11 protein-coding genes and 1 tRNA gene are annotated in these 12,132 nt (G+C 46.9%); 5 read left to right on the top strand and 7 right to left on the bottom strand.

What is annotated here, in order from left to right:
- The first annotated feature begins 120 nt into the window (after positions 1 to 120).
- The 3 genes from IPL83_03765 to IPL83_03755 all read left to right on the top strand — a co-directional run bounded on the left by IPL83_03765 (position 121) and on the right by IPL83_03755 (position 4,577).
- Positions 121 to 468, top strand: a complete 348-nt coding sequence (locus IPL83_03765) for a hypothetical protein (protein MBK9038273.1) — start codon at positions 121 to 123, stop codon at positions 466 to 468.
- 155 nt (positions 469 to 623) lie between these two features.
- Positions 624 to 3,311 (top strand): cation-translocating P-type ATPase, encoded by a 2,688-nt coding sequence (locus tag IPL83_03760; GenBank protein MBK9038272.1) that lies wholly within the window; start codon positions 624 to 626, stop codon positions 3,309 to 3,311.
- A gap of 231 nt (positions 3,312 to 3,542) precedes the next feature.
- Entirely contained in the window at positions 3,543 to 4,577 is a 1,035-nt protein-coding gene (locus IPL83_03755; GenBank protein ID MBK9038271.1) for a PAS domain-containing protein, read from the top strand.
- A gap of 6 nt (positions 4,578 to 4,583) precedes the next feature.
- Here the strand turns inward: IPL83_03755 and IPL83_03750 are convergent.
- The 5 genes from IPL83_03750 to pheS all read right to left on the bottom strand — a co-directional run bounded on the left by IPL83_03750 (position 4,584) and on the right by pheS (position 9,329).
- Positions 4,584 to 4,660, bottom strand: a tRNA-Pro gene (locus IPL83_03750).
- A gap of 123 nt (positions 4,661 to 4,783) precedes the next feature.
- Positions 4,784 to 5,248 (bottom strand): MerR family transcriptional regulator, encoded by a 465-nt coding sequence (locus tag IPL83_03745; GenBank protein MBK9038270.1) that lies wholly within the window; start codon positions 5,246 to 5,248, stop codon positions 4,784 to 4,786.
- 72 nt (positions 5,249 to 5,320) lie between these two features.
- Positions 5,321 to 5,644 (bottom strand): integration host factor subunit alpha, encoded by a 324-nt coding sequence (locus tag IPL83_03740; GenBank protein ID MBK9038269.1) that lies wholly within the window; start codon positions 5,642 to 5,644, stop codon positions 5,321 to 5,323.
- 215 nt (positions 5,645 to 5,859) lie between these two features.
- Complete coding sequence (locus tag IPL83_03735; protein ID MBK9038268.1) at positions 5,860 to 8,307, bottom strand: phenylalanine--tRNA ligase subunit beta; 2,448 nt, start codon at positions 8,305 to 8,307, stop codon at positions 5,860 to 5,862.
- Positions 8,304 to 9,329 (bottom strand): phenylalanine--tRNA ligase subunit alpha, encoded by a 1,026-nt coding sequence (pheS, locus tag IPL83_03730; GenBank protein ID MBK9038267.1) that lies wholly within the window; start codon positions 9,327 to 9,329, stop codon positions 8,304 to 8,306. The genes IPL83_03735 and pheS overlap by 4 nt, the downstream gene beginning before the upstream one ends.
- Before the next feature lie 118 nt (positions 9,330 to 9,447).
- Between pheS and rsmG the strand changes: the two genes are divergently transcribed.
- Together rsmG and IPL83_03720 are read left to right on the top strand one after the other, a co-directional pair.
- Positions 9,448 to 10,209 (top strand): 16S rRNA (guanine(527)-N(7))-methyltransferase RsmG, encoded by a 762-nt coding sequence (rsmG, locus tag IPL83_03725; protein MBK9038266.1) that lies wholly within the window; start codon positions 9,448 to 9,450, stop codon positions 10,207 to 10,209.
- Positions 10,206 to 10,955, top strand: coding sequence for an RNA methyltransferase (locus IPL83_03720; GenBank protein MBK9038265.1), 750 nt, complete (start codon positions 10,206 to 10,208; stop codon positions 10,953 to 10,955). Before rsmG ends, IPL83_03720 begins: the two co-directional genes overlap by 4 nt.
- Before the next feature lie 4 nt (positions 10,956 to 10,959).
- Here the strand turns inward: IPL83_03720 and IPL83_03715 are convergent, their stop codons facing one another.
- Both IPL83_03715 and IPL83_03710 read right to left on the bottom strand, forming a co-directional pair.
- Positions 10,960 to 11,430 carry a DNA starvation/stationary phase protection protein gene (locus IPL83_03715; protein MBK9038264.1) on the bottom strand — a complete coding sequence of 157 codons (471 nt, stop codon included), beginning with the start codon at positions 11,428 to 11,430 and terminating at the stop codon, positions 10,960 to 10,962.
- Positions 11,431 to 11,542: 112 nt separating this feature from the next.
- Complete coding sequence (locus IPL83_03710; GenBank protein ID MBK9038263.1) at positions 11,543 to 12,124, bottom strand: hypothetical protein; 582 nt, start codon at positions 12,122 to 12,124, stop codon at positions 11,543 to 11,545.
- Positions 12,125 to 12,132 lie beyond the last annotated feature (8 nt).

The raw sequence follows: 12,132 nt of genomic DNA, 5'->3' as shown, positions 1-12,132 counted from the left end.
GTCATCATGTGTAAACTGCTAAATGAGTCATCCACAAAATTTTTAACCCAAGCTGGCACGCTGATTGCTTGTGTTTTGCCTTTGAATCATTTTATTTCTTTGATCCAAAGGGAGTCTCTAATGAAGAAGTTTTTTATCGCCTCCGCCCTGATCCTCGGTTCTGTCTCTGCGTCAGCAGAAAGCACAACCACCATCTCTGTGCAGTGCACTTGTTCCTATACCTCCGAATACACTCAAAAAATTTTCCAAATTAGTGGGACCAGCACGGACAGCTCAGACAGCGAAATTGCTGGATGTCTCATCGAAAATGGAAAGGTGCTTTCCGGCTGCTTAGCCGCTAAAATGAATGCGCAATCCCGCTGCTGGGATAAGGCCGTTCAGGCGTCGGAAGGATCTTTTCAGTCGAATAGTGCGGCAGCGCACATTTTAGAAAACACCTGCTTTGGAGAAATCAACACCACTCCCTGATTGAGAAGGGAATTTTGTTGGCCAGAACAACTTTGCGCCAATAGGACAACCAAGAATTTCCCGTCGCTTTCTTTTTCTTCTCTTTCATTTCATTTAGCTCCGTGGCATGAAGAACTCAGCCATTGACGGGGCGTTTTGTCGCGATGGAGGAGCTTATGGACAGCCATGAACAGGTGTTTTGGCATGCGTTAACAGCAGATGATGCTGTCAATCGATTGCGATCTGATGCGGCGCAAGGTCTCTCTCAGGACAATGCAAAAGAGCGATTATTAAATTTCGGCGGAAATTTCCTCGATGAGGCCAAGGGGCGAAGCCTCTTTAAAATGATTCTGGATCAATTTTCAGACTTCATGGTGCTGGTTTTAATTGCCTCAGCGGCCATCGCAGGCTGGCTGGGTGAACCAGAAGATACGATCGCTATAGCCGTGATCGTGGTACTCAATTCTGTTCTTGGCTTTATTCAGGAATACAGAGCCGAAAAGGTCATGGAAGCCCTGAAAGTGCTTGCCACGACTCAGACCAAGGTTTTGCGCTCAGGAAGTCCTGAGTTGATTTCCTCCCGCGATCTTGTTCCTGGAGACATTGTTCTCCTTGAAGCTGGAAATATTGTTCCCGCCGATATGCGACTGATCACAGCTATCCAGTTAAAGATTGAGGAAGCTGCCTTAACGGGGGAGTCACAACCATCGGAGAAAATCTCGGAAGTGGTATCAAAGACCGAATCGCCAATTGGCGATCGGCACAATATGGCTCACAAAGGAACACTGGTCACCTATGGGCGAGGTGTGGGAGTTGTTGCTGCAACTGGAATGCGCACCGAACTCGGCCGCATTGCCACACTTTTACAAACTGAAAAGGATGCCAAAACGCCGCTGCAGAAAAGATTGACACGATTTGGAAAAATCCTGGCTCTGGCCGTGATCGCCCTCTGCGGAATTATTTTTTTAGTTGGTGTTCTTCGGGGCGAGAAGCCTTTGCTTATGTTTATGACTGCAATCAGTCTCGCCGTCGCAGCCATTCCCGAAGCCCTCCCAGCAGTCGTCACGGTTTTGTTAGCTCTTGGCGCCAAACGGATGGTCAAAAAAAATGCCCTCATCCGCCGGTTACCGGCGGTCGAGACACTGGGCTCAGTCACTTACATTTGCTCCGACAAAACAGGGACTCTGACTCAAAATCAAATGCAGGTTGATTCCTACGCCTTGAATCACCGCGTGATAAGAGGATCCCTCCCAGATTCCGTGAGCGACAAAACTGAGAGAGAACTGATTTTGAGGGCCATGGCGCTCAATAGCGATGCCTCTGTTGATGCCAGCGGAGAACTTCAAGGCGATCCAACGGAGACGGCTCTCTACCGAGCCGCTCAGAATTCCGGATTTGTTAAATCCGAGATTGAAAAGCACCTGCCAAGAATAGACGAAGTTCCCTTTTCCTCTGAACGCGGCAGGATGAGCACAATTCATCGCGATTTATCGGGACAAATTCATGTTTTCACAAAAGGCGCACCTGAACGCGTTTTAGCTTTCTGTCAGCAGCAATCGAAAAATGGCGATCTTGTTCCACTTGATCAAGACCTTGCGCTGGGTACAGCAAACTCAATGGCCAAAGAGGGACTCAGAGTGCTTGCGTTTGCTCATCGGCGCTTGGATTCCCTTCCCTCTGAAACCAAAAGCGAAACTATCGAAACGAATCTTAGTTTCCTGGGCTTTGTTGGACTCATTGATCCTCCTCGTTCGGAAGTAAAAGAAGCAATAGATTCTTGTCAGACCGCATCTATTCGTGTCGTGATGATCACTGGCGACCATCCTGCTACCGCCCTAGCGATTGCGCGAAATCTTGGAATTGTTAATGAGTCTGATCGCATCCAGGGCCAACATGGTCCCGTTATTACGGGTCAGGAATTGGAGCTCCTATCTCCCGAAGAATTCGAGTCTCGTGTCGAAGAAATCCGGGTTTATGCTCGCGTTTCTCCAGAGCAAAAAATATATGTCGTTAAAACACTTCAGAAGATGGGTGAATTTGTCGCCATGACAGGGGATGGCGTCAACGATGCTCCAGCGCTTAAGAGCGCCAATATTGGCGTGGCTATGGGAAAGATGGGCACTGATGTCGCACGAGAGGCAGCTCACATGGTTCTTCTTGACGATAACTTTGCAACCATTGTAACAGCCGTTCGCGAGGGACGAAGGATATTTGACAATATTCGTAAATTTATCAAATACACACTCACAAGCAATTCTGGTGAAATCTGGATTTTGTTTTTAGCACCCTTCCTAGGACTACCTGTCCCGCTCTTGCCGATTCATATTCTTTGGGTCAATCTTGTTACAGACGGTTTGCCAGGTCTCGCTTTAGCTGCTGAACCCGAAGAACTGGGAATCATGAAGCGTCCACCGCGCAGACCCAATGAAAGTATTTTTGCCCACGGCCTTTGGCAACATGCCGTGTGGGTCGGCCTTTTCATGGGCGCACTCAACCTTGCTGTCATGGCCTGGGCCTATCATTCTGGCTCCTCTCATTGGCAAAGCATGGTTTTTACAGTCTTGACCTTATCTCAAATGGGGCATGTGCTTGCGGTAAGATCCGAGCGTGAGTCATTTTTCAAACAAGGATTTTTCTCCAACTTTCCGCTCTTGGTGGCAGTACTTATAACCTTTGGTCTACAGATGGCGACTCTCTATGTTCCACTTTTAAACTCTGTATTTAAAACTGAGCCTCTCACAGCCTTTGAGTTGATTGTTTGTCTCGCCATCTCTCCCGCAGTCTTTGTGGCCGTAGAGATTGAGAAGTGGCTGATCCGCCACGGGCGAATTTATCAGGTCAATGGACTCAATGGAATTAATTAGCTTAATGAGCCAAAAGTCATTTTGCGAAATGAATGTGTGAAAAAAATTTCGCCATGAAAACATCTCAACTTGGCCGACACTCTCTGTCTTTGGTCTTGACGGAGAGAAATATTCTGTTACAAGAAAAATTCAATCTATTGAGGAGTAAGTATCAGACCACCTCTTCCGGACTTCATCTTTAAGTACGCGGCAGAAGCCACAAATACTGGACTTGTTGTAACCGACAATCGATTGGCTGATAATCCCATCATTTACGTTAATCCCCATTTTCAAAAACTGACGGGCTATAGCGCAGACGAAATCATCGGAAAAAACTGTCGATTTCTGCAGGGCCCTGAATCTGATAAAACAGTGGTTCGCGAATGCCATGATGCAATCCATTCGAATGTCCATTTTAGAGGAGAACTTGTAAATTACCGTAAGGACGGCTCACTCTTCTGGAACCATTTGACAGTTAGCCCAGTAAAGGACGAGGCCGGGAATGCTCTATTTTTCGTTGGAATTCAGCTGGACGTTACTGAGCAAAAAATGGCCCTCCTCGAGAGAGACAAACTGATTGAGGAATTGAATGCGATTAACACGGGCCTTAATAGGTTTGCCTTGACGACTTCACACGAACTAAAAAATCCACTGAGTGTGATTATCGGGTTCGCCCATATGCTACGGGACCGATACTTGGCCAGCCTTGACCAAAAGGCTCAGCATTTATTGGAGAGAATTAGTGCCAACGCCCTTTATCTCAGTAGATGCCTAGATGATCTTCGACAATTTGGTTCTCTAGGGCATGCTCCGCTAAAATTCGAGCCCGTGAATCTTGCAAGTCTCATTAGGGATGTGGTGAGTGTTCTTGGGATCGAAGCTGAATCCAGTTACGTCCATTTTTCCCAAAGCCTGCCAACAATTACGTGCAATTTTCCGCTCATGATGCAGGTTTTTAGAAATCTTATCGACAACGCTGTTAAGTATGGAATGGGCCAAGAGCAAGGAATTTTTATCGATGCGCGGCTGCGAGAGAACAATTGGTGTCAAATTGAAGTCAGCGATCGCGGTCCAGGAGTTCTGCCCAATATTTTAAGATCGATCTTTGATCCCTTTGTTTCATCTGGTGAGTCGACTGGTGGTACAGGCTTGGGCTTAGCAATTGTGAAGAAGATCATAGAAGTACACAAAGGCCACATTCGTTGCCAATCCGGTTCTCAAGGAACAACTTTCACAATTGAAATTCCAACCTCAGGTCTAGCACTGCAATCAGAGTCTCATCTTTGAAGAAATTGGTCGGACCGACAGGATTTGAACCTGCGACCCCAACCACCCCAAGGTTGTGCGCTACCAGGCTGCGCTACGGTCCGACGCCCTTAATGATTTTCATTCACCGAATTTACTCTTGTCGTTTCTCTTTGAATTTCAAGAATCTGTCAACATGATTGCAGTTGATTCAACATGATTAAACTTGATTAAGTGAAGAGAGAGTATCACTCAGCATTAAATAGGACTTTGACTCGGGATATCTCATCAACAAGATCCCGCAATTGATCTGTCACCTGCTCAAGATGTGAGCCCAATTGACGAATTTCTGTTGCTTTACGAGTGTCCTTTTTTAGTTTTCTCAGAGCCGTCTTTGCCCCTTCGATCGAGAAGCGATCTTCGTAGAGGAGCTTTTTAATCATCATGACCATCACCACGTCTTTTTTCTCATAGACGCGCTGATTGTTTCTGGATTTTTTGGGATTCAAAGCCTCAAACTCGGTCTCCCAATAACGCAACACATAGGTTTTAACCCCGATCAAACGGGCCACTTCACCAATTTTAAACGCCATCTTGTCAGGAATTTTCTCAAGCTGTTTCGCAAACCGCGTATCAACGAGTTCCAGGTCTGGTTCAGCAGATGGAGCGTATGCCTTCTGATCTTTTGTCTCGAAAATCCAATCTGTTGTCATTTGTGTCCTCATGAAAGGCAGTGCCACAGGCCTCAGCATCGCCCAGCTCGAAATTTTTTATAAGAAGGATTCTCAGCCTACATCAATGCCGTCATCATCTTCAACGGCCAGAGAGACATCCTCTCCGTTAAGAACGGCTTTTAATACCTGGCTGGGACGAAACGTCAACACCCTTCGCGCACTGATCTTGATCTGATTACCAGTCTGAGGGTTTCGACCGATTCGCTCCTTTTTTTCTCGAACAACAAAGTTTCCAAAACCAGAGATTTTAACTTTATCGCCCTTACAAAGGGTGTCCTTCAACGACCCAAATACCAACTCTACCAATTCTGAGGCTTCCTTCTTGGAAAAACCAATCTTCTGGTAAACTTTCTCGACTATATCGGCCTTCGTCATCGTAGATTTGCTAATATTTTGTTGGGGCATATCCTTGAACCTCTTTTTTATCGGATATTTCGTGTTACATCCCACCCACAGGCTACCAAGTCCTTGAAAACTTTCAATTAATTTGTGGAGCTGGAGCCACTATTCGCAGCTCCTCTCGCCCTTCGATCGAGAAAAAGTAGCGATCCAAGTGACTCTTCGCGTTGGCTTGGTTTACGGCCACGACTCTAACGAACCTCAACCTTGTACTTTTTCTTAACGGCGTCAGCCAATTTATTCTGCAACTCCACCAGTTGAGTCTCATTGAGAGTCCCATTTGAATCGCGAAATACCATTCGATAGGCGATAGACCTCATCCCCTCCCCAAGCTGATCTCCGGCGTACACATCAAAAATGGAGGCATCCTCTAAGAGAGGACCGCTTTGTTTGCGAATCTCCTTTAAAATCTCACCTGCCTCAACAGAGCACGGCACGAGAAAGGCCAAATCCCTCTCGACCGAAGGGAACCTGGAAAAAGCCTTAGCTTTGGGAACCCGTGGCTGTCCACGAACGAGGCCCTCAAAGGTAAATTCTGCCACCGCCACCGAGGCTCTTAACTTGTGCTCCTGTGCCAGCAAGGGATGAAGAGTCCCCAGCACCCCGATCATTTTTCCTTCTACAAATAAGCCCACCGCCTGGCCAGGATGAACAAAGCGTGGAGTACTTTCGCCACTCAACTTTCGCCACTGGTAAGATGCAATCAAAAGCTTACTCAAAATATTTTCAATGCTCGCCTTTAATGAGTAAACGGTCGGACAACTCTCAGCGCCGCCACCGGCCCAAATGTTCTTCGGTTGTCCCCAACCTACCAACGCAACACGCGACTCTTCTTTGTAAGCTTTCTCGGTTTGAGAGAACACAAATCCAGTTTCGAAAAGACGGCCAAAAGCCATCCCCTGTCGAAAATTATGTACAAGATTCTTAAACAAACCGGGCAACAAACTCACCCGCATTTCGTTGGTTTCGTCATTCAAGGGATTTCGAACCTTAATGCCATCTGGTGGAGTCACCAATCCGACAGAGTTGAGGCTGGTCGAATCTCCAATAAAATCAGAGCGTCCCTGGCTGCTGAAAAATCCATAGTTAACAACCTGTAAATACCCCTCCGCCGCAATCCAATCATTGAGGCGATTTTCCAGTCTAAACTGAGGAGCATGACTCGATGGCGATTCCACTAAGGGAGGAAATACTTCCGGGATTTTGTCATAGCCCTCAAAACGAGCGTATTCCTCGACCAAGTCGATAGCCAGATCCAAGTCCCACCGATATGGCGGAGGCTGAACCTGCCAGTCTCCCTCAGTACTCGGACGGATCTGACAGCCTATTCTCTTCATCCATTTTTCAAAATTCTCGATCTGTACAGGGTAACCCAAGCGGTCTTCCAGATACTCGTGGCGAATGGCAATGGGTCGTCGGCTAAAGGGTTGAGGGCAAGCATCATAAAAATCTTTGCTCAGAGATCCCCCGGCCACATCAAGAATCAGCAAGCAGGCTCTGTTGAGTGCACGAAGCACTCCCTCTGGATCTGTCCCGCGGCTAAATCGATAACTTGAATCCGTTTCAATGCCCCACTTGCGTGCCGTCTTACGAACAGACTCACGAAGAAAATAGGCTGATTCGATAAAAAGATCGCAGGTCGCCTCTTTAACTCCCGAATTTAAGCCCCCGACAATTCCCGCCAATGCGACAGGTCCAGACCCATCCCGAATCACAAGCTCTTCGCCCGAAAGTTCCAGCTCTGTGCCATCCAAAGAGATAAATTTTTCGCCCGCCAAGGATTTATCAACAACTATGGTCTTATCTTTTATCAGATCTAAATCAAATGCGTGGAGAGGTTGACCGAATTCAAGCATCACATAGTTGGTTACGTCCACCACGTTGTTGATCGAATTGATTCCAACTTTTTCCAACCGCGACTTGAGCCAATCCGGACTCGGCCCCACCTTGACTCCAAAAACAGCTCTCCCCGCATAGCGCGGACACAGATCGGTATTTTTAATTTCTAGTTTCACTCGCTCTCGTGTTGAAGCCCCTTTTTGCTCCTTCAATTCGAGAGCAGGCTGCTGAACCTCTCGTCCGAGAAGAGCTCCCACTTCCCTTGCCAAACCCAAATGGCTGAGGCAATCGGCACGATTTGGAGTCACACTGAGTTCAAAAATCACATCGTTTAAACCCATGTGATGAGCGAATGATTTTCCGAGAGGGGCCTCTCGAGGTAAAATCATGATACCGGGACTCTCCTTTGCCAAACCAAGCTCAACTTCAGAGCACAACATTCCTTGGCTTTCAATTTGGCGAATCTTCGAGAGCTTAATTTCAAAATTACCAGGTAAAATAGCACCAGGTAGGGCAACCACAACCTTGTCACCTTGTTGATGATTTGTCGCTCCGCAAACAATTTGTCGATTCTTTCCATCTCCGACGTCCACTTGACACAGAGACAAACGATCGGCGTGAGGATGCACATCTTTTACGAGGATTTCGCCAATCACCACCTTGTTAAATTTTTTGGCGAGATCATCAAATCCTTCGACTTCAATGCCCACCGCTGTCAAACGAGCAGCCAATTTCTCGGGCTCAGAAAAGAACTCATGAACATCCACATAATCGCTTAACCACTGCATTGATAGTTTCATGATTCAAACTGCCTCAAAAAACGAATGTCATTTTCTGCAAACAACCGAATATCGTCGATTCCGTATTTGATGATGGCCATTCTCTCTATTCCAAACCCAAAAGCGAAGCCCTGCCACTCTTCCGGATCAATTTTACAATGACTGAGGACCTTTGGATTCACCAAACCCGATCCTCCAATTTCTATCCAACCCGAGTTCTTGCACATTCGACACCCCTTACCCCTGCAAATGGGACAAGAGCAGTCAACTTCGGCCGATGGCTCCGTGAACGGAAAAAAGCTCGGTCGAAATCGAACTTGAATATCCTTGCCAAAAAATTCCTTCACAAAAAAAGAGATCGTCCCTTTTAGATGCGCCATGGATACTTTGCGATCAATTAAGAGGCCTTCAATTTGATGAAAATTGGGGGAATGGGAAATGTCACTGTCACACCTAAAAACAGAACCAGGAGCCAAAATTCTCAAGGGTGGCTTCTCATTCTCCATTGTATGGATCTGCACGGGACTTGTATGGGTCCTCAAAACATGGGTGTCATCGATATAAAAAGTGTCCTGCATATCGCGGGCAGGGTGATCTGGTGGGATATTTAAAGCCTCGAAGTTATACCAGTCCTCCTCAATCATTGGACCGGTTCGAACGCTGTAGCCAATTCTCTCCAAAATCCCAACTATTTCATTGATCACCTTTGAAACCGGGTGTCTGCCGCCCTTAGCCACTGGGGGGCCCGGCAAACTGAGGTCCAACTGCTCCTTTTCGATCTGGGCCATCAGCTCTGCTTGGCCAATGTCCAATTCCCTTTTTGCGTAGGCCTCCTCGAGGGATTGCTTGGCCTCATTGACCCATTTTCCAAAAACAGGCCTTTCCTGAGGAGAAAGCTGGCCCATTTCGCGCATCAAAAGCGAGAGTTGGCCCTGTTTGCCCAGGTATTTCACTTTGAGCTCATAAAGTTCTTTGGAATCTTTAGCAGCCAAAAATGCCGCATTCGCTTCTTTATGTACGGAATTAACTTTTTCTGAGAGCATCCGGCGATTATTGAATGATTTTACAATTCACTTCAATTATTAAGAGAGGATGACGCAAAGAAAACCAAGTCCCAGACGGAAAGGCTCGCCCAAAACGGGTACCCCGCCCAAAGCTGACATGAAAAAATCTCCCACTGCCACTGAAAAACGCGGCAAATTTGCAAAAACTCGGGGTCCACGTGGCCGCCATCGCCAGCCCGAAAAGATCTATGATTTTATCGAGGCCGACAACCGCATCTTTGATATTTTTAGCCACCACGGATTTCGGGATTTCCCGCACGATAAACGTCAAGACCTCACTCGATTCTATCGCCTTCTTATGGAGCACCAGCAAAAAAACAACGTCACCCGTCTCCTTTCCCTGCGCGATGTGGCCATCAAACATTTTATTGATTCTTTGATTGTCACTCAATTCGTCAACTTGACTTTTCCTCTTCTGGATATGGGAACTGGCCCCGGTTTTCCTGGCATTCCGTTGAAGATTCTATTTCCTGAAAAGCCCATCATCTTAGCCGAAGGTGTTGAAAAGCGTGTCCAATTCCTCAAGAAAGTGAGAGAAGATCTGGGCCTCAAAGATCTTCAGGTCATAGGGCGAAATATCACCCCTGAATTTGCCTATCCTGTGGCAGGCGTTATTACGCGGGCGGTTTCTGATATCAGCGAGACCCTGTTGAACGTCTCAAATTGCCTTCAGCCCGGCGGGGCCATCTACCTGATGAAGGGCCCAAGTGTCGACACCGAAATTGAGAAAGCCCATAAGCGATGGGGCGAGCTCTTTCGCCTGGAAAAAGACGTGGCCTACGAGCTTCCCTCGACTCCCCACCGCCGGCGGCTGCTTGTTTACCGCAAATTGAAATCCTCGCAGGACAAATCATTTTGAAAGTGATTTCGAGTAAAGCCAACAGTCGCTATCGCTATTGGAAAGATCTTCTCGCGGGTCCAGATCTGAAAAAATCATCTGACTTCCTCATCATGGGGCGAAAACTTGTTCCAGAATTTTTGAATCGCCACCCCGAGTGCATCAGTGAGATCCTTTTGACTTCTCCTGAACAGAGAGAAATGCTGCCGATTGCGTCACCGTCTACTCTCTGTCTCCTCGAGAAAGATCTGTTTCGGCAAATTGACATCTTTTCTACGCAATTTCCGATTTTAGTGGCCCGACAAACTGATATTCCCAAATGGGACCCCAGCCTGCCCCCGCAAGGCCTTGAGGTTTTCTCTGCCCTGGGAGACCCTTCTAATTTGGGAGCCCTCCTTCGTTGCTGCGAGGCCTTTAAAGTGGGGAAAGTGATTCTTCTTCAAGAATCCACTCACCCGTTTCACCCCAAGACTGTGCGCTCATCGGCGGGAAGTTGCTTCCGAATAAAACTAGAATGGGGCCCCTCGATCCAACAAGACCTCGGAGATTTTTTTGCCCTCGATCACTCGGGTCGACCCCTCACAGAATTTAGATGGCCCCAGTCGGGCCGATTGCTCTTCGGAGAAGAAGGAAATGGGCTTCCTCCCAATAAAAGAGGCTCATTGTGTCTCAAAATTCCAATATCTGAAGATCTTGAATCACTCAATGCTGTGAGTGCGGCAAGCATCGCGCTCTTCCATTATCGCTTGCAGCACCCGTTGGACTAGCAAACTAGCCTTCAAGAAGGCTTCGTAACATCCAAGCTGTTTTCTCGTGAATCTGAATGCGCTGAGTGAGCAGATCACAAGTGGCCTCGTCGTGAGCCTTTTCGGCCTGAGGAAAAATGGAGCGTGAAGTGCGAATGACGGCCTCATGCCCTTCAACGAGCTTCGCAATCATTTCGCGAGCCTCGGGGCTACCTGTTTCGTCTTTGATCGAAGACAATTTTTGAAATTCAGTGTAACTGCCTGGAGCCTTTTCGCCAAGAGAGCGAATCCTTTCGGCAATCATGTCTACCGCTAAAGCCAACTCATCGTACTGAGTTTCAAACATCAAATGCAAAGTTTGAAACATAGGACCCGTGACATTCCAGTGATAGTTGTGAGTCTTCAAGTACAAGGTATAGCTATCTGCCAGAAGTTTCGATAGGCCTTGAGCAATGGCTTTACGATCATTTTCGGGAATTCCGATATCAATTTTCATAGAAATACTCCTTTGTCGTTAAGCGTTCGCCCAACACTACGCCACTAAAAATTTGTAATCAATAAAGATATGGCGTGAGAGCCCACGCTCCCTTTGGAGTTGATGACATATCTCACCGCAGGAGATAGAAACGGGAGTCCGTTTTATGAAACACCCATATCCGTCCCAAATTTTCCACGGGTATATCCTCGTAAACTGTTAAAGACCAGGCGACATTTTCTCTCTGTTCGGAGTGTTGAGTGAGTTCAAAAATAGCCGCAAAATAGTCTTCCTGAGGACCCGGAAAACTAAAATTAGCCCTTCTAGAACCCATAAATGCGTGAAGTATCGCTATCTTTGGGTTATGATCAAAAAACAATTTATGAGCAATAGAATCACTGGGCTTCATTCCTTCAACCTGAATTCTTTCGATGTCTCTACGCGTAACTCTCATTCCTCTCACCAAGATACCATCTGATGGAAAATCTCTGGCAAAACCATCAATCTCTTTAAGCAATTTTGACCTTGCGCCTGGTTTCCAGAAATTCTCCAAATCTTCTCTCGTCAAAGGTGACGAAAATATATGTTCCCGAGATCCCTTTAGCGCAAGAAGGCAACTGCCCTCTTTGATAGGCTGGGATGACCAACTCGTGCTCCAAGGCAGGACGGACACAACAATATAAAATAGGCAGATGATCAATTTTATTGGATTCATACAAACCA

This window comes from Bdellovibrionales bacterium (assembly GCA_016716765.1).
GTDB lineage: Bacteria > Bdellovibrionota > Bdellovibrionia > Bdellovibrionales > UBA1609 > JADJVA01.
The sequence above is the reverse complement of the archived record's forward strand: the minus strand, read 5'-3'. Positions and strand labels throughout refer to the sequence as shown.